This window comes from Rhodococcus sp. MurmanLake-1 (assembly GCF_056945715.1).
This window is the reverse complement of sequence record NZ_JBWZNF010000013.1, coordinates 62,559-83,461: the sequence shown is the minus strand read 5'-3', so window position 1 is coordinate 83,461 and position 20,903 is coordinate 62,559. Positions and strand designations below refer to the sequence as shown.

Sequence of the window (20,903 nt, the reverse complement as noted above, 5' to 3'; positions counted from 1 at the left end):
TCAGTTCCCTTCTCGAATGTTCGGTGCGATCTCGGTGACGGTGGAAAGCTCGGTGACTGCATCTTCGGAATTTTCGGGTGGATATCCCGCTGTCGACAAGTCTCCGACGGTCACGTTCACCGGTACGTCGACCAACCGTGCCACCACCGCTCGGACGCGTTCGGCGACGCCGCGAACGTCGGCCGGATAGTGAACGGAAATGTGTACCGCACAAGAGTTTTCGTCGACGACGACGCCGGTGACTCGACGTCCGGGGAGGTAGGTTCCCACCTCACCGAATTGCCCGCCGTGCAGATCTGCCACTTCCGGGATCGCAAGAACTGCGTCGGCGACGATCTCGGCCGCGTCGATCTCGCGGCCGGCGTCGGCGGTACTCACTGAACCCTCGGCTTGGCTTCCGGATCGGTACTGCCGCCGCTCTCTGCATCCTCGAAGAGCATGACGTCGAAGACGGTGATGTTGACCTCGGTGACCTCGAGACCCGTCATGCTTTCGACTGCGGCAATGACGTTTCGGCGGATACCTACCGCCAATTCGTGGAGTGCGACGCCGTATTCGGCGACAATGCCGATGTCGATGGCGGCTTGTTTCTCGCCCACTTCCACCGCGACGCCCTGGGCATGGTTGACGCGGGCGCCCGGAATACGGTCGCGAAGTGCCCCCACCGCGCGCGCGGTGCCCCCACCGACGTCGTACACGCCGTTGATCTCGCGGGTCGCGATACCGGCGATCTTGGCGACCACGGCGTCGGCGATGATCGTCTTGCCCTGGGTGCTGACTAGTTCCGCGCCACCGTCGGCGCCGAATCGGACGCTGTTCTTTTCACTGGAATCGCTGGTCATGGGGGCTCCCTGCTCATGTGTCAGTGCGTGCGTCTGAAGTACCTCCAACTGTAGTGACTGGTAGGTGGCCATGCGGGATGCACCACACCTACTCCGGCATTTGGTATGGCAGAGTCGGGGGCAAATAGTGACGGCGTTCATAGTGAGCGCTGCTAGTGACGTGGGTCGGACAGGTGGTACGTGGTGGCACGGATAGTGATCGTGGGTGCGGGGTTGTCGGGGCTGCGGACCGTCGAGGAACTGCGACGAGCAGGCTTCGAGGGTGAATTGACGCTCGCCGGTGGGGAAACACATCTGCCCTACGACCGGCCGCCGCTGTCGAAGGAAGTGATCCGCGGCGACAAGGACGAGACGACGCTGCGTCCGGCAGAGTTCTACGTCGAGAACAAGGTGGATCTCAAGCTCGGTTCGCCCGCGACCTCGGTGGACACTGCCGCAAAGTCGGTGGCGTTCGCGGACGGATCCACCCTCGACTACGACGAGTTGGTCATCGCGACCGGACTGACTCCGCGTCGCATTGCCGGCCTTCCGGAGCTGTCCGGAGTGCACGTTCTGCGCTCCATCGAGGAGGCGCTGGCCCTTCGCGCCGAGCTGGCTCCCGGCAAGCGTGCGCTGATCGTCGGGGCCGGCTTCATCGGCTGCGAACTGGCCGCCAGCATGAAGTCTCACGGCGTCGACGTCGTGTTGCTCGAGCCTCAGCCGACACCGCTGGCGTCGGTGCTCGGCCCCACCGTTGGCGCCCTCGTCGAACGTCTGCATCGGAACGAGGGCGTCGATGTCCGCGTCGGCACCGGCTTGACCTCGTTGTCCGGCGACGGAGCGGTTGCCACTGCGACCTTGAGCGACGGTTCGGAGATCCCGGTCGACGTGGTGGCGATCGGAGTCGGTTCGGTGCCGGTCACGGGATGGCTCGACGGTTCGGGAATCGAACTCGACAACGGAGTGCTCTGCGACGGCGTCGGCCGCACCAGTACCGAACACGTCTGGGCCGTCGGCGACGTCGCGTCCTGGCAGATCGGTGATCGACGTAAGCGCGTCGAGCACTGGACCAATGCGGGCGACCAGGCCAAGATCCTGGCGGGAGCGCTCACCGGAACGGGTGATCCCGATGCTCCGGCGCAGGTTCCCTACTTCTGGAGCGATCAGTACGACGTCAAGATCCAGGCGTTGGGGACCGTCGCACCCACGGACACCGTTCACATCGTCAAGGACGACGGCCGAAAGTTCGTCGCCTACTACGAGCGCGACGGTGTGCTGGCAGCTGTCGTCGGCGGAGGTAGCGCGGGAGCGGTGATGAAGATGCGCGCCAAGATCGCAGCCGGCACGCCCATCTCTGACGTGTTGGAGTCCACACCGGCCTGAACGGATGAGGCAGGACCGGTTCCGAGGCGATAGATTTGTGCGGTGATCGTTGCACTCATCGACTCGGGACTGGGCCTGCTCCCTACCTCTGCGTGGCTCAGACGCCTGCGCCCGGATCTCGATCTGGTGCTCTCCCTGGATCCGGACGGCGCCCCCTGGGGCCCCAAGCCTGAGCCGTGGGTCGTCGACCGGGTACTCGGTGCGGTGCGGCGGAGCCTCGATCGTGGGGCTCAGGTCATCGTTCTTCCATGCAATACCGCCAGCGTCACCGCGCTGCCACACGTGCGAGAACTGGTCGGGCCGGAAGTACCGGTCATCGGAACGGTGCCCGCGATCAAACCCGCCGCTGCCGCGTGCGATTCAGTGGCGATCTGGGCTACAGCCGCGACGACGGCCAGCCGGTACCAAGCCGATCTGATCGAGCAGTTCGGCAACGGCGCCAAGGTCGTCGGAGTGCCGTGCCACGGCCTGGCCGATTCGATAGATCTCGGTGATCGCGCAGCCGCACTTGCTGCCATCGATTCCGCGGTTGCCCGGACGCCGGACGACGTCAGCGGCGTTGTCCTCGGGTGCACCCACTACCCACTGCTCGCCGACGAGATCGCAGCACGGTTACCCGCCGGCGTCACACTCTTCGACAGCGCCGAAGCCGTTGCACGACAGACTCTGCGGCGGATCGACGGGCTCGGTGCCGCGGGCGAAGGATCGGGAACCGTCGAGGTGTTCGTGAGCGGTCGTCCGGGCGCACTACCGCCCAGCGCCGAAGCCTTCGACGCCGGGCGGTTGTTGGGCGCGATCAAAGCCTGATCCAGCCGCTCTGTCAATGGGCGGCTACGCCGCCGTGACCCCCGTGATGCATCCGCGCACTCATCACCGGCATCGCACTCACCGCGACCACAACGGTCAGAACCCCGACAACCCAGGCCGTCCACGACGCACCGCGCAGAGCGTCGAAGTTCATCACCCAGGGTGAAATGAACATCAAGACGCCGAAAACACCCATCGCGTAATCCGCCATGGTCATGTCCGGACGTGCCATGTGCGCCAGACCCGACAGTGCAACCAGGACACCCAGGACGACGAGTGACCACATTGCCCGATCGGTGGTGTCGAGCCACATCGGCGAGAGAGCCGCAAAGACGCCGAGAACCACCGCGACGGCATCTTGCATTCGATTCCACGACTTCATGACGAGACCTCCAAAGACGAGAGTGTGTCCACCTGTAGTACACGCCCGCGGAAGATCGAGATCAACTCTCCGCCAATTGCATTCGCGTTGCAGTTAGAGGCGATGCGGAGGCTCGAATATCAAGATTTGTGACCATTCGTCCGGATGGCCACGAGCCCGCGCGGCGCGCTTGCCGCGATATGTCCCGAGAGTGCCATGAGGGTGAGAGTGGTGAATGCGATAGCGGCGGTGATCATGGGTGGTCCTTTCACTGACTGTCCTCCAGTGTCGTCTGCCGACCTGTGGCCGAGCAGGGCAGACGGTGTGAGGACGCTGAGAGAATCGAAGAGTCCGCACAGACGACCCGTGAGAAGGTTCTGGGGTGACGCAATCGAGTGCCCAGGACGTGATCGAGCAGTTGGCCGACCTCGCGGATCCCGCAGATGCCGTCCACTTGCAGCGGTTCTTCAAGACAGCGCCGGGGGAGTACGGCGAGGGTGACGTATTCATCGGCGTGCGAGTACCGAAGACGCGATCGGTGGTGAAGAAGCACGTCGGACTCGCGTTGCCTCAGATACGTCTCCTTCTCGACAGTGACGTTCACGAGCACCGATTGGCCGGGCTGCTGATCCTGGTCGCTCAATTCGAAAAAGTCAGTCGCCCAAAATTTTTCGACGGCGAGGGCCGCGCTCGCATCGCAGGTTTCTATCTGACCGCTGTCGAGGACGGGCGGGTCAACAATTGGGATCTAGTGGATTCGTCCGCCGGACAGATCCTCGGCGGCTGGCTGTACGACCGAGATCGCCGGCTGATCTTCGAGCTTTCCGATTCGGGTGACCTGTGGCGACGACGGGTGGCGCTGCTGACGACGTACGGATTCATCACTCGCGGCGACGCGTCGACCACGCTCGAGCTTGCCGCGCAGGTGCTGGGTGATCGACGAGACCTGACCCAGAAAGCGATGGGCTGGATGCTCCGCGAGGTGGGCAAGCGGGTGGATCGGGATTTGTTGACCGGCTTCCTTACTGAGAATGCAGCAGACATGGGACGCACGGCGCTGAGCTACGCGTGCGAACATCTGACCGCAGACGAGCGAGCGCACTTCCGGGCGGCCCGCTAGCGAAGTACCGCTCGGTAGGTTGTGGGACGATTCTCGGTATGCCCGCCACCCGTGTCGAGGCGTCTCGAATTGTGACGATCGGTTCACTGATCGCTGCCGGCGTCGCAGCTCTGTGTTATCTCGTGTACTCCGTTCGAGCCGTCGAACCCGTTGATTTTCTCGTCTACCGCTACGCTGTCCAGGCATTTGCCGCAGGCTCGAACATCTACGAGAGCAACCTTGTCGGCCCGTTGATCGTCGACGAGGGCATGCCGTTCACCTACACCCCGTTCGCGGTGATCTTCCTCTGGCCGACTGTTCTCTTCGACTGGTGGACGGCATATCTGCTGTGGTCGGCGTTGTGCATCGCGGCGGTGGTGTGGACAGTCGCCAAGTTCACTCCCGCTCGCGTCCCCAAGCGGCCGCTCGTCATGGCGGCATTGGTCCTGGCCGTGTCGGTGACACCCATCGTCAGCGCGCACATCTCCTTCGGCCAGGTGAACCTGGTGCTGATGGTGCTCGTACTGCTCGACGTGACCCGCAGAGGCGATTCGAAATTCGGCCGGTGGTTTCCACGAGGACTTTTGATCGGCGTCGCAGCCGCGATCAAGCTGACGCCGGCGCTGTTCATCGTCTACTTCGTCGTCACGAAGCAGTGGCGACTCGCGATCTGGAGTTCGATCGGATTTGCCGCGGCGACCGCCGTCGCAGCAATGGTGGACCCGGCCGTCAGCTGGACCTTCTGGTCGGACGTCGTCTGGAACCTCAGTGACCGGGTGGACTTGAGCGGGCAGGCGATCGCGAGTGCCGGTAACAGTTCACTGCAGGGCGGACTTGCGGCACTGGGCACATGGACGGCGTCTCTGGCGATGCCGTTGACCGTGCTGTGCGCGGCGGTAGCGCTCTGGGTCGCCCGAGATGTATATCGCGTCGGTCGTGGGGTCGATGCGGCGTTGGTGATCGGATTGAGTGCGCCGATCCTTTCGCCGATCAGCTGGATTCATCACTGGGTGTATCTCGTGCCTGCTGCCGTCACGGTTCTCTTTCGGCTTCGATCGCCGCTGCAGTTCGGTGCGGCCGCTGTGGGGTTGGCCGTCGTCTATTGCGGGCCGAGTATGGGGCAGCAGTTCATCGAGACGTCGCCGCTGCTGCTTCCTCTGGGTTTGGTCCTTCGTGAGGGCTTCCTGATCGTGACCCTGGTGCTGATTCTTGCGCTGTGGCGGTTGCCCACAACGGCGCCGGAGTGGATTACGGGGCGGGACTCGGAAGATGGCGCGGATGATGGCTCAGAAGATGACAAAGCCCCCGATTCCGCAGGGAATCAGGGGCCGTCATGCATCGAAGCAGGGTTCAGAACTCGATCTTCAGGCGATCGGTGATCGGCTTCGCCTGGCAACCGAGGATGTAGCCGTTCGCCACGTCCTCGGCGTCGAGGATTTCGGAGTTGTCCATCTGAACTTCGCCTTCGGTGACGGTGCAGGCACACGACCCGCACTCACCTTCCTGGCAGGAGTACGGAACGTCGAGACCCTTGGCGAGCATGATGTCGACGAGCGTCTGCTTGCGCGGCCAGACGAGGGTGTGGGTTTCACCGTCCAGTTCGACCTCGACGGTTGCGGCGTCGGCAGCTTCCTCGTCGGAGACTTCGGCTACCTCGACGTCACGGAACGGGTCGCCGGCGAGTGAATTGAAGACCTCGGCGTGAACCTGCGTGCGGGGCATGCCCGCTTCTGCCAGTGCCTTGTGGACGGCGTCCATGAAGGGGCCTGGACCGCACATGAAGGCCTCGTACGCGACAAATGGCTTGGCCAGTGTCGCCAACTGTGAGACGGCGGGGAGTCCCTGCACGGTTTCGATCCAGTGGACCACGGTGAGGCGGCCGGGGTGTTGCGCTGCCAGCTCGCGAAGTTCGGCGCCGAAGATGACGGACTTCTCGTCGCGATTCGCGTAGATCAGCACGACGTTGCCGCTGCCCTGCGTGAGGGCGGACTTGAGGATCGAGATCACCGGAGTGATTCCGCTGCCTGCACCGAAGAGCAGGAAGTCGTGATCGAGCGACTTGGGCGTGAAGACACCTGACGGCGGCAGCACTTCGATGGTGTCGCCGACCTGGAGCTTGTCGCACAGCCAGTTGGAGCCGTAGCCGTCGACAGTTCGCTTGACGGTCACCTTGGGGGCGTCGTCGGTGAAGGGTGAACTGGCCAGGGAGTAGCAGCGTGCGACCGAGCCGGTCTGATCACTCGGGATGCGCAGGGTCAGGAATTGACCTGGCTTGTAGTCGAACTTGTCCTTCAGTTCTGCGGGAATTTCGAACACCAGCGACCGGGCGTCGGAAGTCTCTTCGATGACTCCGGACACGGTGAGTACCGCCGATCGCGAGCTGTGCGGTACCTCGACTGTCGTCATCGCGAAGCTAGTCCTCTCGTGAAGCTGGGTAAAGCGCAGGTCAGTGAAGTGCAACATCTAGAACGTGTTCTAGTTCAATGTTAGCAGTGATGAAAAGCTACTGGGGATCGTAGTCGCCGAGCAACACGTTCCCGATCAGCGGGAACCACGGCAGTCGGATCCGGCCTTCCTGGCGGTCCGGGGTGGCGACGACCTGCCCGAACGGGCGGTTCGCGGGCGGCGTCCGGGCGGTTGAGCTGCCGAAGTCTGTGCACGGGGTGTTTGTCGGTACACAGTGGGAACCAGGTGAGACGCCGGTCACAAAGAATCGGCTCGAATCCCTCCCGCAGTCACATTCGTGCACATCCATGAGGAGATACCGATGGCTATCGAGCTCAACCAGATCTGGGACTTTCCGATCAAGGAGTTCCACCCCTTCCCGCGCGCCCTGATGGGTGTGGGCGCTCACGACATCATCGGTGTGGAGGCCAAGAATCTCGGCTTCAAGCGCACCCTTCTGATGACGACCGGTCTGCGTGGTTCGGGCATCATCGAGGAACTCGTCGGCAAGATCGAGTACCAGGGTGTCGAGGTCGTGCTCTACGACAAGGTCGAGTCGAATCCCAAGGACTACAACGTCATGGAGGCCGCGGCTCTCTATCAGAAGGAGAAGTGCGACTCGATCATCTCGATCGGCGGTGGTTCGAGCCACGACGCCGCCAAGGGTGCTCGCGTCGTGATCGCACACGACGGTCGCAACATCAACGAGTTCGAGGGCTTCGCCAAGTCCACCAACAAGGAGAACCCGCCGCACATCGCCGTATCCACCACGGCTGGAACGGGTTCCGAGACGTCGTGGGCATACGTCATCACTGACACCTCGGACATGAACAACCCGCACAAGTGGGTGGGCTTCGACGAGGCGACCATCGTCACGTTGGCGATCGACGATCCGCTGCTCTACTACACCTGCCCTCAGCATTTCACCGCGTACTGCGGCTTCGACGTACTCGCGCACGGCAGTGAGCCTTTCGTTTCTCGTCTCGATTTCGCGCCTTCGCTCGGTAACGCGATCTACTCGGTCGAGTTGGTCGCGAAGAACCTGCGCGAGGCCGTCTTCGAGCCGCGTAACCTAAAGGCGCGCGAGGGAATGATGAACGCGCAGTATATTGCCGGACAGGCCTTCAACTCCGGTGGCCTCGGCATCGTTCACTCGATCTCGCACGCGGTCAGTGCATTCTTCGACAGCCACCACGGTTTGAACAACGCCATCGCGTTGCCGCGTGTGTGGGAGTACAACCTGCCTTCGCGCTACGAGCGCTACGCCCAGTTGGCCGGCGCACTCGGTGTCGACACTCGCAACCTCACCACGGTTCAGGCCGCGGATGCTGCCGTCGAGGCTGCCATCCGTCTGGCCAAGGACGTCGGTATCCCCGACAACTTCGGGCAGGTTCGCACAGACTCGTACGCGAAGAACCAGATGAACACCAAGAAGTACGAGGGTCGTGGTGATGTCATCAAGGGTGACGAGAAGACGGTGCGCGCCATCTCCGAGCACATTCAGGACGACTGGTGCACCCCGGGTAACCCCCGTGAGGTCACCGTGGAGTCGATGATCCCGGTTGTCGATCACGCGATCAACAAGTCGTACTTCTAGCAGGGCCTCCGGCCCCGTGCGCGCTTAAGGAGTCCAGAGACTCCTCGAGCGCGCACAGGGGCTGTGCCCCTATCGAAAGGTATTCCATGTCCGGTCGCAGTTTCTCCAGCGGAATCGAAGTGAAAGATGCTCTGCGAGAGCAGGACTACATTGCCGATGACGAGTTCGCGGTAGTCGTTCATCTGGCGACGGCGCTGGGGCGTCCGCTCCTGCTCGAAGGGCCGGCCGGTGTCGGTAAGACGGAACTGGCGAAGTCTCTGGCTGCGATCGGGGGCCGCAAACTGGTGCGATTGCAGTGTTACGAAGGGCTGGACGACAATCGAGCCCTGTACGAATGGGACTACGCGAAGCAACTCCTGCACGTGCAGATGCTTCGCGACCGGATCAGTGATCAGGTTTCCGAATTCGACAGCGTCGCCGAAGCATCCAAGTTTCTGGCCGATCAGGATTTCGGGTTGTACTCCGAGAACTTCCTGTCCGTGCGGCCGCTGCTCGAAGCGATCCTCTCACCCGATCCGGTAGTGCTTCTGGTCGACGAGGTGGACCGCACCGAGGAATCGATGGAAGCACTGCTCCTCGAGATTCTCGCCGAACAGCAGATCACCATTCCCGAGGTCGGTACGTTCGTTGCCCGCTCGCAGCCCTGGGTCATCCTGACGTCCAACGACACCCGCGAGCTCTCACCCGCGCTCAAGCGTCGTTGTCTGCATTACCATCTCGGCTATCCGACGTCGGAGCGTGAACGCGAGATCGTCACGGCCCGAGCGCCGGAGGTGGATGAGGCTACGGCCACCGAAGTTGTCGAATTGGCTCGCATCTTGCGTGATCTCCCGCTGCGCAAGAGCCCGTCCATCTCGGAGGTCATCGACGCGGCCAGAGCGGCAACAGTGCTCGCCGCCAGCGGATTCGACACCGCTTCCGACGCCAAGGTGCGCGACATCCTGCTCACGGCGTTGCTCAAGTACTCGTCAGATGTGACGCTGGCCAAGGAACGATTCGACGGAAAGCGTCTCGAATCACCGTCGCGTGACGGTGGCGAGCCGATCGAGCGATCCACGGTGGCAAGCAAACCCGCCAACACGACGACGGCCGTGTTCCGGGGGACCGGTGGACGTGACCCCCATCAACAGGGAATCCGCGGCGGCAGCGGAATCCGTTCGACGAGATGACGACGCTCGGTGGCCTCGCCGTGTGGCAACCGTCGTTTGTTCTCGACGTGGTGTCCGCGAGTTTCGGCCGATTGCTGAGGGCAGCCGGAGTTTCCGCGTCACCGGCCGAGGTCATCGAGGTTCGGCGTGTACTCGCGATGGTCGGCGCTTCGGATCGTGAGACGTTGCGAGCATGTCTTCGGGCTGTGTGCGCCAAGTATTCTCACGAACAGGCCGGTTTCGATCGGGCGTTCGACGCGCTGTTCCGGCCGGCCGCAGGTAAAGCGCACGCCGAGCGGATGGCTTCGCGCGCCGAGGTGGCGGACGGTCTGCCCACCGCACTGGGGATCGACGAGGATCAAGAAGTAGGCCGGTATGCCGAGTACAACGAGCGCGCGGCGGAGGTCGGCGACTACTTCGACACTCCGGAAGCGGAGAAGGGGTTCAACCCGCACAAGGACGACGACGATGTGTCGATGACGTCCAGCGATGCGGAACTGTCGGTGGATACCGGTTCGGAGACAGGTCGACGGGGAGTCAGCTACACGGTCGACGTGGACCGTGCCGCGTCGGCAGTGGTCGGCGACCTGAGCACCAGTGTTGCTGCAGCAGTGATCGGTTCGTTGTCCTGGGACGATCCGACGTCGATCCTCGCCTGGCTGGATGCATACGACCCGAGCAAAGCGTATGCGGACGTCTCCGACGACGGGCCGCTGACGCAGGCGCAACTGAACCGGCTCGTCGAGGCGGTCGAAGCGTTCGTGCAAGCACTCTCGGCCGCTGCACTCGCCGAAAGCGCTCCCGATGCGCCCGACAGCGAATCTGTTGCGGGCGCAACGCACAACGACATCGAACTCGCGTGCCACGAGGTGCTTCGGCGGATGAGAGGACCGTCCAGACCGCGGCCCCGTGAGCGCTCTCGTGGGCATCTCGACATGCGACGCACGGTGCGTTCGAGTCTGCGCACCGACGGAATTCCCTTCCATCTGGTCGTGAAAGCTCCTCGCCCCGATCGTGTTCGACTACTTCTCATCGCAGACGTGTCGCTGTCCGTGCGCCCGATCACCGCGTTCACTCTGCGGTTGGCTCAGGCAATGCATCGCCGGGCAGATCGTTGTGAAGTCCTCGCATTCGTCGATCGTCCGGTCGACGTGACCGACACCCTTCTCGCCAGTAGCGGTGACGGCGCACTGGCTGCGGTACTTGCGCACCCGGGTCTGGATCTGGAAGCCAGCAGCGATTACGGTCGAGTGCTCACAGAATTGTTGGACGAGCACGGAAACAGCTTGAACTCACGGACGTCCGTCATCATCGTGGGCGACGGTCGGTGCAACGGGTTGCCCCCACAGGTGGACAAGCTCGAGGAACTCCGCCGAAAGGTTCATCGTCTGGCCTGGATCACGCCTGAACCTCAGCGTTACTGGAACCAGGCATCGTGCGCGATGCCGGAGTATTCGGAGATCTGCGACGAGGTTGTTGTTGCCCGAGATGCCGCGCAACTGATGGCAAAGGCCGCTGAACTGGGGCACGCACTTCGCTGATGTCACTGCACTTCACCGATGTCACTGCGCGATCCGTCGTGAACTAGTTTGATCTCATGTCCGAAATCAGGGGATCGATCTGGCGGCCGATCGCGGCGCTGACAGTGCTCGGCGCCGTGTGTGGGCTGGTGGCGCTCGGCGTGTTTCAGTGGTGGTGGAACTCGTTGGCATCACCTCACATTCTCACCGGCGGGTCCTATCGGGAGCCGTTTGCCGAGCCGACATACACCGGACCCATATTCATGGACCTCTTTCCGGCAGAACCTGCTCCGTGGCTGTATTCGGGACTGGTCCTCGGACCGACGGCGGTCGGCTTGCTTGCCGGGATCGTGTTCGTGGTGTTCGTCCGGCGTAATCGCGCGCAGGACCGCGCGATTACGCCGGACGATCGATCAGAGCGCTAGCAACGCGCGCGAGCCCAGTCGAGGATCCGCCAACGGGCGTAGCGCCAACCGCAGCAAGACCAAGGCGTTGTCGTCGCCGGCGATCCTGTTGACTTTCAACGTATTGCATTCGACGCACTGGTGAACGAGCATCCACTCACCGTCTTGCCGGACCGACAGGCACAGCGCCGCCATGGCACCTCTGCACTGTTGTGCCCGGTCACCCGGAACACGACCATCCACGTGGCGGCTGGCCAGACAGTTCGGGCAATGGTTCCGATGTGCGGTACCCGGGGCCGCAGTGGAAATGTCCAAACGGCATGTGAGACAACGGAAGCTCGATCCTTGTTCGCCGCCGATTCCGTGCAATACGTGCTTGGTCCGTTGCGGTGCCCGCCGCGCGCGGGTGCTGGGATTCCTACGTGGCATCTGCTTTCTCACCCCTCACAAGTCGCCGAAGGCTTCGAGCGGGAAGGGTGGTTGTGCGAGCGGCCGCACCGCCATCCTCATCAACAACAACTGGTTGTCGTCACGGCTGACGGGGTTGGAGGTGAGTTCGAGGCACTGTGCGCAGCGGTGGATGATCATCCAATCGCCGCTTCGCAGCACCGCGATCGAAATGGGGGCCATCCGCATTCCGCAGTCCGACGGTCCACCTTCCACCTGGTCGAACAGGTGTCGGGAATGCAGGCAACTGGGGCAGTGGTTTCGGCGATCACCATCGGGGTCGTACGTCATGACGGTGAGTCCGCACTGAATGCACGAGAAGGTGTCGGTTTTCGAGATGGAATTGTGTGATTGAGGCACTGGAGAACTCCTAGCTGAGTGAACAAAGCAGGTAGGAGCAGGCCGAGTGGCCTCGCGGCTGTCAGTCCGTCGTTTCGGGGATCAGCAAGTGACTCTCGAGGTTGCCGGCAGTGCAGGGGCGAGAGGCGCGCTCGGCGCGGGCTGGGTCATAAACACCTTCTGGATCGGTACTACGGGCCGCTCTGGCCAGAACCGAAAGTACAACGGGACCTGATTGCCGCGCCATCTATTTTCCGGCGACGACTACCTGCCCGAACGGGTAGGTAAGCGCCTCTCCTTCGGTGGGTGTGCCCCGACTGCTGTCCGCGTAGGCTCGGGGCCAGCACTTGTAAGGTGGATCACACCAGTTGGTGCTCGGGCGAGCGAGCTGGGAATTCGCGAAGCGGTGATCTCGGTGCCGCGCGAGAGGAGAGTGGGGTCGTGTCCGTGGCATATCCGGATGCTGTGAACCACGGTGTTCATCGCCGCGGCACTGCTGCTCGACTAGTCAAATTTCACGCCCCCGAGATCGTCTTCGGTATCGGTTCCCTGGTCGAGGCAGCACACGCGACTCTGCGGTTCGGCGGGTTCCGCCCGTTTCTGGTCACCGATCCCGGCTTGATCGACGCGGGGTGGGTCAGCGAACTCGAGGACCATCTCACGGAGCAGGGCTTGACCGCGACAGTGTGGTCAGGGCTGACGCCCAACCCCAAGGACTTCGAGATCGCGGCCGGTTTCGAGGTGTACCAGGAAGGCGAGTGCGACGTCATCATCGCGCTCGGTGGCGGTTCCGTCATCGACGCGGCTAAAGGTGTAGCCGTCCTCGCTGCCAACGGCGGCAACATACTCGACTACGAGGGTGTCGATCAGGCGACAAAACCGATCCCGCCGTTGGTGATGGTTCCCACCACGTCCGGAACGGGCGCTGACGTGTCGCAGTTCTGCATCGTCACAGACACGACCCGCGGCACCAAGATCACCATCATCGGCCGTGCCCTGATGCCAGATGTGACGGTCATCGATCCGCGGTTGCTCACGACGATGCCCGAGTGGCTCAATGCAGCAACGGGATTGGACGCACTGACGCACGGAATCGAAGCCTTTGTCTCACTGGCGCACAATCCGTTGACCGATCATCACGCGCTCCGCGCGGTCGGCCTCGTGACGGAGAATCTGGTGCACACGATCCAGGACCCGATGGAGATGGAAGCTCGATCGGTGATGGCGCAGGCGAGTCTCGAGGCCGGGTTGGCGTTCACCAACGCGATACTCGGAGCCGCGCACGCCATGAGCCATCAGGTGGGCGGCATGCTTGATCTGCCACATGGCGTCATCAACGGAATTCTGTTGCCCCACGTCATCCGATTCAATTCCACGACGGACGCTGCCCCCTTTGTCGCCATCGCTGCGGCACTGAGCCTTCCTGAACAGCACGGCACCCCGGAGGAAGCAGCGCTGGCGGTGGCCGACCGGGTCGAGCGTCTCGCCCGGGAGGTTGGGGTCCCGAAGGGGCTGGGGGAGTTGGGTGTTCGCGAGGAAGACCTCAGTCGACTTGCCAGCTTCGCGTTGCTCGACGCCTGCATGTCCACCAATCCCAGGGAAGCGACGCAGGAGCAGATGGTGGCGTTGTTCCGAGGTGCCTTGTGAAGAGGGACAGTGTGATGCGGTGCAGGGTGAATCGGTGCAGACGATGACCGCGGACCTGTCGCGACTCACCGGTTTACGTTCGGGTAAGAGTTCATTTTATCCGCAGTACCGCGGCGCTGCCGAGCGTCTCGAACGCGTCGTACATGCGTTGGAATTGATCTCGCGGGCTTTGGTGCGGACCGTCGAGGGGCCGGAAACCCTCGTCTGCGCGGTCGCGGAAGCCGCCCGTGCTCATCTGAGTGCCAACTGGATAGTCTTCGCCTTGGCCGACGGAACATTGCCCGACGCCGGACCACGGCGATTGGTTCTCGGCCCGGACGCCACCCCATTTCTGGTCGACAACGTCGAGGGGCCACCACTTCCGGAGGATGTCGTCGAATGCCTCGACGACATCCGGTGCGGAAGAATCGAATCCAACTCGGTGATCGACGCTCACTATGCGTTTGTGCCGATCGTGCTCGGCGGCGGTGTGGTCGGCGCCTTTGCGGCCTGGACGCCGGCCAACCGGACGCTCGACACGACGGACGGAGCTGTGCTCAGCATTCTGGCCAGCCAGACTGCTGTGGCCCTGCAGAACTCGGCGCTCTACCAGCGCGGACAACTACTGCTCGAACGAGCCGAAGACGCATATGCGGAGGCCAATCGCACTGCAGCCGACCTCGCGGTGCGCAACAGCGAATTGGAGTCCACGCAGCGTCAACTCGGAGTGGCTCACCGGCACCAGGTGGTCGACGACGAACGGCACCGGATCGCCCGCGAACTTCACGACAGCGTGACACAGGCTGTGTTGTCGGCCGGCATGCAGATCGAGGTCTGCCGGAGCGACATCCCGGAGGCGGAACGCAGTGAAAGACTGGACTTGGCAAAGGATTTGACCAGGCGGGCGGTCGAGCAGCTTCGCTCGGCGATCTACGCGCTCAATCATTCCTCGGACGCGGACCGGACGTCGCTGCCCGAGATGCTCGAGCAGCTCGGCGTGGTTCACATGCCGGACGAGTTGGCGGTCAGCGTTCGCGTCGGCGGCACCCCGACCGAGCTTCCAGGCGATGCCGAACACGCTCTTCTGCGGATCGCGGGGGAGGCGCTGTTCAATGTTGCGGTGCATGCCCATGCGAGTCGAGCGGTCCTGCGGTTGACCTATCGAGCGGATACGGTGCTGCTGTCGGTTTCCGACGACGGTGACGGCGACCCTGCGCGGATGCGTCTGATCCTCAAACTCGCAGCCACCAACGACGTCGACGGCCGTCATCGCGGACTGGCGAACATGCAGACACGAACTCTCGAGTTGGGTGGTGCGCTCGAAGTTCGGCGAGCGCGGATCGGTGGAATTCAGATTCTCGTGCGACTGCCACTACCACTGCCACAGGCACTTCCGCTCCAGGCGGATGTCGACAATCTTTGCTCCACCACTGAAATCGAGAGCGAGGAATCATGACCACTGCGCGTCCCGTCATCACCCGCGGAGCATCGCCGGTTCAGGGATTGGTTCGAATCGTCCTGGTCGACGACCATGCAATTTTGCGGCAAGGGCTCCGCTCGGTTCTCGAGCGCGAAAGCGACCTCGAGATCGTGGGGGAGGCTTCGTCTCTCGCCGAGGCGCTTGCCGTGGTCGACAAGGTGGGCCCGGACATCGTCTTGATGGATCTGAAACTATCCGCCAGTTCCGACTACGAGGGACTGACCCTTTGTGGCCAGTTGTCTACGGCGCATCCCGGGCTCGGACTGTTGGTTCTCACCACCTTTCTCGACGATCAACTGGTGGTGCGAGCGGTACACGCGGGCGCGCGCGGCTATGTCGTCAAAGACGTCGACACCACCGAATTGGTGCGTGCGATCAGGGCTGTCTCGCGGGGTGAGAGTGCGTTCGATTCTCGCAGCGCATCGGCTGTCGTCCGATCGCTCAACGGGCAGTCGTCATCCAAAGAACGACTGACCGATCGTGAACTCGAAGTACTGAGACTGCTCGCAAACGGCTTGTCCAACATCAAGATCGGTGAGCGATTGTTCATCTCGCCGACCACGGTCAAGTTCCACGTCAGCAACATCATGCGCAAACTCGAGGTGAGTCGGCGAGCAGAGGCCGTCTACGCCGCGAGTAAGCAAGGTCTGATCTAGCTCCGCTCGGAGACCGCCCAGGCGCGCAGCGCCTGATGCTGTACGAGGAGCACGCTCGATCGAGTTGTGCGCAGAGTCGACGCGGTCATCTCGGCAGTCAGACCCACTGCGATTCGCAATACCAGGACCTCACGTTGGTCGTCGGTGAGGCGACGTGGGCGTTTGAATTGTCCGTCGATGTTGCGTGACTGGGGAATTGACGCAATCCGTTGCGAGGCCAACTCGTAGGCGAAGTTCTCGATGCGTGTGTCGGCCGAGATCGTTTCGGACATTCGTGTGACGACGTCCAGGGTGCATTGATGGGCGAGATCGTCGGCGAATGTTGCGACAGGCGTCCCGAGAAGCCTGGCGCGATAGTAGAGAACGACGCGAGGGTGCAATCGGGCCAGGAGTTTCGACAGTGCGTGATGATCGCCGGCGAATGCCCCGGCGGCGTTGCGGTTCAAGGAAATCGATTGTTCACAGGTTTCGGGTGAAGCGGTTCGTGCGGAGGGTGGCGTCGGTGAAGTCTTCGCGCCCCTGATCGACAGCTTCATCAACAACTCCTCGGGTACAGCGCACCTCATCATGCTGGAACGAGAATTGAGGTACCCCACCGAAAATGCGGGTAAACCTGAAGTTACCTTCCAGGTGTCCGGTCTTTTCGCTGGGAGCGCCAGTCCGCGAGCATGCGCGGCATTTCCGCGGCCATGAAGTCGAAGAAGTCGCGCAGATCTTCCATACGATCGCCGGCCGTAGTGCCTTCACCGAGGACCCGAATGCCCTCGTCCGCAACTGCCGAGACCTGGTAGAGGGACGATTGTTTCGTGACAAACGCGTCGGCCCACATGTCGACGCTGACGCAGTAGTGCTGACGCCTCGATCCGGGGACGGCCACTCGCTCGATCAATCCGACTTGCTGGAGGTATCTGACTGCTCCGGAAATGGCGGCGGGGCTCACTCCCAATCGGGATCCGAGATCTCCTGGCGTGGACGAGGGTGTCTCGCTGGTCATCAACGCGGCCCACACGCGGGCAGGCATCGGCGGAAAACCCATGTCGCTCAGAACGAGTGAGAGTCGTTCGACAAAATGTCGGCTCTCGTCCGGTGCAACGGTGTGGCTGGTGTCGGTCATCGGAACCCTTCGATCTTTTCTTCTTTTCTATCTTCACACATTTGTGAAATCGGCGTACGGTCAGATTCATGGGTGCGGCAATTTCAGTGAAAAGCCTCGTCAAGACCTTCGGTACCACCCGCGCGCTGGACGGCCTCGACCTCGAAGTCTCAGCAGGTGAAGTGCACGGATTCCTGGGACCGAACGGCTCTGGAAAGTCGACCACTATTCGGGTGCTCCTCGGCCTGCTCCGCTCGGACTCCGGAGACGCAACTGTTCTCGGCGGCGATCCGTGGCGAGACGCTGTTACCTTGCATCGACGTCTCGCTTACGTGCCTGGCGACGTGAATCTGTGGCCCAACCTCACCGGCGGGGAGGCTATCGATCTGTTGGCGGGTCTGCGCGGTGGCTTGGACCGAAAACGCCGCAGCGAGTTGCTCGATCGCTTCGAACTTGACCCGACCAAGAAGGCGCGGACGTACTCGAAAGGTAATCGGCAGAAGGTTGCACTTGTGGCGGCGTTTTCGTCCGACGTCGACCTTTACGTACTCGACGAACCGACATCGGGGCTCGACCCGTTGATGGAAGCGGTGTTTCAGGACTGCGTCGAGGAGGTGGCTCACGCCGGAAAGACGGTCCTGCTGTCGAGCCATATCCTCGCCGAGGTCGAAGCGCTGTGCGATCGCGTGAGCATCATCCGCGACGGGCGGACGGTGGAAGAGGGAACGCTGTCCGAACTCAGGCATCTCACGCGCACGTCCATCTCGGCGGAGACACAGCGCCAGATCGGCGGACTCGACGGGCTCGGCGGTGTCCACGACGCGGTGATCGACGGTAACCACGTCACCTGCGAAGTTGACAGCGCGCAACTCGGACCACTCATGACGTACTTGGTCGGATTCGGAATCGTGGCGCTCACTTCCACTCCGCCGACACTCGAAGAACTCTTCTTGCGTCATTACGGTGACGAGCGCGCCAGGGAGACTTCGGTCCACCTGCGAGCCGAGACCGGTGTACGGCCATGACCGTTGTTGTCGAGGCCGCTCCACCGGTACCGGCCTCGGCAAGTCAATTCACCGGCACGCGCCGACTGGTCCGGCTGGCTTTGCGACGGGACCGAATTCAGCTTTCCGTGTGGGTCATCTCGATCGTCTTGTTCATGCTGCTGGTTGTCGCCAGTGTGACCGGGCTGTACTCGACCCCCGAGGAATTGCGAAACATCGCAGTCAGTTCCGCGGTATCGCCGGTGGCGCTGGCGACCAACGGAATCGTGTCCGGCGATTCGCAGGGCGCGATAGTCGCCAGTCAGTCGGTGCTCGTGTTCGCGTTGGTGGCGGCATTGATGAGCACCCTTGCGGTGGTTCGGCATACACGACAGAACGAGGAGACCGGCCGTGCCGAGATGATCGGTGCTGCGGTGGTGGGTCGGCGAGCGCTTCTGACCTCCGCACTGATTGTCACGGTCGGTGCAAACCTGGTTCTGACATTGGGAATTGCGCTGGGATCGATCGCCGTCGGTTTGCCGGTGTTTGGTTCGCTCGCGTTGGGTGCCTCGATAGGTGGGGCCGGAATCGCGTTTGCCGGCGTGGCGGCGGTGACTGCGCAGATCACCGACGGTGCTCGTACGGCCAACGGTCTGGCGGGTGCCGCGATCGGTGTGGCCTTCATGCTGCGCGCGATCGGCGACGTGAACAGTACGGTCGTCGACGACGGAACTCGCGTGGTGAGCGGTTGGTTGTCGTGGCTTTCGCCGATCGGATGGGCGCAACAGATCAGACCTTTCGACGACGACGCCTGGTGGATCCTGCTGTTGCTGATCGGATTTGCGGTTGTGCATGTGGTGGTGGCGTTTGTTCTCATCGGCCATCGTGATCAGGGAGCGGGGCTCGTGCAGCCCCGGCCCGGCCCGCCGACCGCAGCATCGTGGTTGCCGTCGGCTTGGGGCCTGGCGTGGCGCATGCAGCGAATGACGATGTTCTGGTGGATCCTTGCCGTTGTCATTCTCGGGTTCGCCTACGGCGCTGTGGGCAACGAGATCGACGCGATGGTGGGATCGTCGCAGCAAACCGCGGAGATGTTCGAGAAACTCGGTGGCGGCGGTACGGATCTGGTGGATTCGTACTTGGCCACTGCACTCGGTCTCACCTCGATAGTGATCGCGGCATATTCGGTCCAGAGTCTTCTCCGGATGCGGGGCGAGGAAACATCGGGACGGCTCGAACCGTTGCTGGCAACCTCTTTGTCGCGGTGGAGGTGGATGCTTTCCCACCTGGGTGTGGTTGTGGGCGGGGTGATCCTCGCGCACGTCCTGATGGGTGCCTTCACCGGATTTGCCTTCGGGCTCGTCACGGACGACATCGGCGGCAACACACTTCGCATGACAGGCGCTGCCTTGGCCTATCTACCTGCAGTGCTTGTAGTCGTGGGGTTGGTGTCGTTGGCTTTCGGACTGTTTCCGACCTACGCGTCGGCGCTCTCCTGGGGAATCTTGGCGGCATGCATCGTGCTCGGGCAACTCGGAACGTTGCTGAAGCTTCCACAGTTAGTGCTGGATCTGTCACCCTTCACCCACGTGCCGGGTGCCCCCGCCGAGCCAGTGACAGTTCTACCGCTGCTGGCAATGATCGTTGTGGCAGTAGTGCTTTCGACAGCATCGCTTGTTGCGTTCCGTCGTCGCGACCTCCAGGGGTAGTAGGGCTGAACTCAATTGGGAGTTCAACTCAGAATTCGACGAAGCTGGCGAGCCCGAGCGGCGAGCCGTCCGGTCGAGTCGAATAGTTCGGATTCGTCAACACAGAGAGTGTCTGTCGCCCAGGCGGTCCCGTGGCGTAGGCGATACCACGGTGACAGTGATTGGGGATCTGCCGTGAGGTGCTCCGGTGTGAAATGCGCGGTGAACTCGATAGTGGGTATAGCCACGGGCATCGTCAGTGTTGCGAACAATCCGGGCGGAAGCGCGTCGAGAAGGACCGCGGCGCGCTCTTGGGCCGTGAAATCGAGGTCTGTGAGCAATCGGATCCAGACGTCGAATTCCGGGGCGTCGCCACCGGCGAACGGCCTCGCGGAATTGATCGGCCGGATGTCGAGGTGCTGGGAGAACGGCACAAAATCCACCGGGATCTCCAGCGGCGGCAGGGTTGACGGGTCGGCCGGAGTCGGTTCGGCGACAGGGGCGGACATCGTTGTGCCTCCTGTGTCGCGGGCTAGCCGAACGAGAGCGGATCCCGAACCGGTCAGCGTGACGTGGCAACTGACGGTCCGCCCGCCCCGCATATCGTCGACAGTCAGCTCGGCCGGCCCCGGAGGGACGGGGCGGTCCAGGTGCGCCGTGACTGCCAGAGGTTCGGCTCCGGACGCGTCGGCAGCCACTCGCAGCATCCGTGCAACGGCGAGTCCGCCCTGAATGCCGTCGAAACTCCGCCAGCTGGAGTCGAATTCGGTGTGATGACACGCTGCGTCGGTCGACGGCGCTACCGTCGCGGACGTCTGACTATTAATTGCCATAGTCAGCACCCTAGATGCTGACTATGGCTATGGCAAGCTAGGGTCTACTCGGGAGTGCTGGACGACCCACCGAAGAGCATGTAGATGAGGATCTGAAGAATGCCGAGAGGATTGATCTCGCCGAGGCTGCTCATGTGTGAGGAACTCCTGTTTGCGGGGATGGGTACTGTTGC

General features: G+C 62.6%; 22 protein-coding genes. 13 read left to right on the top strand and 9 right to left on the bottom strand.

Annotation, left to right across the window (positions count from 1 at the left end; all coding sequences use genetic code 11):
* Together AC2ETI_RS26925 and AC2ETI_RS26920 are read right to left on the bottom strand one after the other, a co-directional pair.
* A complete protein-coding gene (locus tag AC2ETI_RS26925) occupies window positions 1-378 on the bottom strand; it encodes a hypothetical protein (RefSeq protein WP_020968986.1) in 378 nt (125 codons plus the stop codon).
* Window positions 375-842 (bottom strand): Asp23/Gls24 family envelope stress response protein, encoded by a 468-nt coding sequence (locus tag AC2ETI_RS26920; protein ID WP_003941912.1) that lies wholly within the window; start codon window positions 840-842, stop codon window positions 375-377. The genes AC2ETI_RS26925 and AC2ETI_RS26920 overlap by 4 nt, the downstream gene beginning before the upstream one ends.
* Before the next feature lie 183 nt (window positions 843-1,025).
* Here AC2ETI_RS26920 and AC2ETI_RS26915 point away from each other — a divergent pair, with 183 nt between their 5' ends.
* Window positions 1,026-2,204, top strand: a complete 1,179-nt coding sequence (locus AC2ETI_RS26915) for an NAD(P)/FAD-dependent oxidoreductase (protein WP_029254871.1) — start codon at window positions 1,026-1,028, stop codon at window positions 2,202-2,204.
* Between the two features lie 42 nt (window positions 2,205-2,246).
* Window positions 2,247-3,011: a glutamate racemase gene (locus AC2ETI_RS26910; RefSeq protein ID WP_019744277.1), complete on the top strand. Its 765-nt coding sequence runs from the start codon at window positions 2,247-2,249 to the stop codon at window positions 3,009-3,011.
* 13 nt (window positions 3,012-3,024) lie between these two features.
* Here AC2ETI_RS26910 and AC2ETI_RS26905 read toward each other — a convergent pair whose 3' ends face one another.
* Window positions 3,025-3,393, bottom strand: a complete 369-nt coding sequence (locus tag AC2ETI_RS26905) for an SPW repeat domain-containing protein (RefSeq protein ID WP_029254873.1) — start codon at window positions 3,391-3,393, stop codon at window positions 3,025-3,027.
* Between the two features lie 361 nt (window positions 3,394-3,754).
* Between AC2ETI_RS26905 and AC2ETI_RS26900 the strand changes: the two genes are divergently transcribed.
* Window positions 3,755-4,492 (top strand): DNA alkylation repair protein, encoded by a 738-nt coding sequence (locus AC2ETI_RS26900; RefSeq protein ID WP_195791831.1) that lies wholly within the window; start codon window positions 3,755-3,757, stop codon window positions 4,490-4,492.
* 38 nt (window positions 4,493-4,530) lie between these two features.
* The gene (locus AC2ETI_RS26895) at window positions 4,531-5,850 is read left to right on the top strand and encodes a glycosyltransferase 87 family protein (RefSeq protein ID WP_483634660.1); all 1,320 of its coding nucleotides are present in this window, start codon (window positions 4,531-4,533) and stop codon (window positions 5,848-5,850) included.
* Here the strand turns inward: AC2ETI_RS26895 and AC2ETI_RS26890 are convergent.
* Window positions 5,822-6,877 carry a ferredoxin--NADP reductase gene (locus AC2ETI_RS26890; RefSeq protein ID WP_020906844.1) on the bottom strand — a complete coding sequence of 352 codons (1,056 nt, stop codon included), beginning with the start codon at window positions 6,875-6,877 and terminating at the stop codon, window positions 5,822-5,824. The genes AC2ETI_RS26895 and AC2ETI_RS26890 overlap by 29 nt on opposite strands.
* 361 nt (window positions 6,878-7,238) lie before the next feature.
* Between AC2ETI_RS26890 and mdo the strand changes: the two genes are divergently transcribed.
* The 4 genes from mdo (at window position 7,239) to AC2ETI_RS26870 (ending at window position 11,606) form a co-directional block, all read left to right on the top strand.
* Window positions 7,239-8,513: an NDMA-dependent methanol dehydrogenase gene (mdo, locus tag AC2ETI_RS26885; RefSeq protein ID WP_003942095.1), complete on the top strand. Its 1,275-nt coding sequence runs from the start codon at window positions 7,239-7,241 to the stop codon at window positions 8,511-8,513.
* An 86-nt stretch (window positions 8,514-8,599) separates the two neighbouring features.
* Window positions 8,600-9,682: a MadB family AAA-type ATPase gene (locus AC2ETI_RS26880; RefSeq protein ID WP_070384956.1), complete on the top strand. Its 1,083-nt coding sequence runs from the start codon at window positions 8,600-8,602 to the stop codon at window positions 9,680-9,682.
* Window positions 9,679-11,202 (top strand): MadC family VWA domain-containing protein, encoded by a 1,524-nt coding sequence (gene madC / locus AC2ETI_RS26875; RefSeq protein WP_483634659.1) that lies wholly within the window; start codon window positions 9,679-9,681, stop codon window positions 11,200-11,202. Before AC2ETI_RS26880 ends, madC begins: the two co-directional genes overlap by 4 nt.
* Before the next feature lie 56 nt (window positions 11,203-11,258).
* Complete coding sequence (locus AC2ETI_RS26870) at window positions 11,259-11,606, top strand: hypothetical protein (protein ID WP_020968992.1); 348 nt, start codon at window positions 11,259-11,261, stop codon at window positions 11,604-11,606.
* Here the strand turns inward: AC2ETI_RS26870 and AC2ETI_RS26865 are convergent.
* Both AC2ETI_RS26865 and AC2ETI_RS26860 read right to left on the bottom strand, forming a co-directional pair.
* Window positions 11,595-12,014, bottom strand: coding sequence for an RNHCP domain-containing protein (locus AC2ETI_RS26865; protein WP_070385004.1), 420 nt, complete (start codon window positions 12,012-12,014; stop codon window positions 11,595-11,597). The two genes, AC2ETI_RS26870 and AC2ETI_RS26865, sit on opposite strands and share 12 nt — an antisense overlap.
* Window positions 12,015-12,029: 15 nt before the next feature.
* Window positions 12,030-12,392 (bottom strand): RNHCP domain-containing protein, encoded by a 363-nt coding sequence (locus AC2ETI_RS26860; RefSeq protein WP_020906849.1) that lies wholly within the window; start codon window positions 12,390-12,392, stop codon window positions 12,030-12,032.
* Window positions 12,393-12,812: 420 nt separating this feature from the next.
* Here AC2ETI_RS26860 and AC2ETI_RS26855 point away from each other — a divergent pair, with 420 nt between their 5' ends.
* From AC2ETI_RS26855 to AC2ETI_RS26845, 3 genes are read left to right on the top strand one after another with little or no spacing between them, the layout of a single operon-like run.
* Complete coding sequence (locus AC2ETI_RS26855; RefSeq protein ID WP_483634658.1) at window positions 12,813-14,018, top strand: iron-containing alcohol dehydrogenase; 1,206 nt, start codon at window positions 12,813-12,815, stop codon at window positions 14,016-14,018.
* A gap of 43 nt (window positions 14,019-14,061) precedes the next feature.
* Window positions 14,062-15,453 carry a MadS family sensor histidine kinase gene (locus tag AC2ETI_RS26850; protein WP_024487311.1) on the top strand — a complete coding sequence of 464 codons (1,392 nt, stop codon included), beginning with the start codon at window positions 14,062-14,064 and terminating at the stop codon, window positions 15,451-15,453.
* Window positions 15,450-16,133 (top strand): MadR family response regulator transcription factor, encoded by a 684-nt coding sequence (locus tag AC2ETI_RS26845; RefSeq protein WP_019744264.1) that lies wholly within the window; start codon window positions 15,450-15,452, stop codon window positions 16,131-16,133. The genes AC2ETI_RS26850 and AC2ETI_RS26845 overlap by 4 nt, the downstream gene beginning before the upstream one ends.
* On the opposite strand, the gene AC2ETI_RS26840 is transcribed toward AC2ETI_RS26845, so the two are convergent.
* Window positions 16,130-16,669 carry an RNA polymerase subunit sigma gene (locus AC2ETI_RS26840; protein ID WP_041815731.1) on the bottom strand — a complete coding sequence of 180 codons (540 nt, stop codon included), beginning with the start codon at window positions 16,667-16,669 and terminating at the stop codon, window positions 16,130-16,132. The two genes, AC2ETI_RS26845 and AC2ETI_RS26840, sit on opposite strands and share 4 nt — an antisense overlap.
* Before the next feature lie 83 nt (window positions 16,670-16,752).
* A complete protein-coding gene (locus AC2ETI_RS26835) occupies window positions 16,753-17,247 on the bottom strand; it encodes a GbsR/MarR family transcriptional regulator (protein ID WP_019744262.1) in 495 nt (164 codons plus the stop codon).
* A 68-nt stretch (window positions 17,248-17,315) separates the two neighbouring features.
* On the opposite strand from AC2ETI_RS26835, the gene AC2ETI_RS26830 reads away from it, so the two are divergent.
* Window positions 17,316-18,251 (top strand): ABC transporter ATP-binding protein, encoded by a 936-nt coding sequence (locus tag AC2ETI_RS26830; RefSeq protein ID WP_020968998.1) that lies wholly within the window; start codon window positions 17,316-17,318, stop codon window positions 18,249-18,251.
* Window positions 18,248-19,918 (top strand): ABC transporter permease, encoded by a 1,671-nt coding sequence (locus tag AC2ETI_RS26825; RefSeq protein WP_483634657.1) that lies wholly within the window; start codon window positions 18,248-18,250, stop codon window positions 19,916-19,918. The genes AC2ETI_RS26830 and AC2ETI_RS26825 overlap by 4 nt, the downstream gene beginning before the upstream one ends.
* 23 nt (window positions 19,919-19,941) lie before the next feature.
* On the opposite strand, the gene AC2ETI_RS26820 is transcribed toward AC2ETI_RS26825, so the two are convergent.
* Window positions 19,942-20,730 carry a thioesterase family protein gene (locus AC2ETI_RS26820; RefSeq protein WP_483634656.1) on the bottom strand — a complete coding sequence of 263 codons (789 nt, stop codon included), beginning with the start codon at window positions 20,728-20,730 and terminating at the stop codon, window positions 19,942-19,944.
* Between the last annotated feature and the right edge of the window lie 173 nt (window positions 20,731-20,903).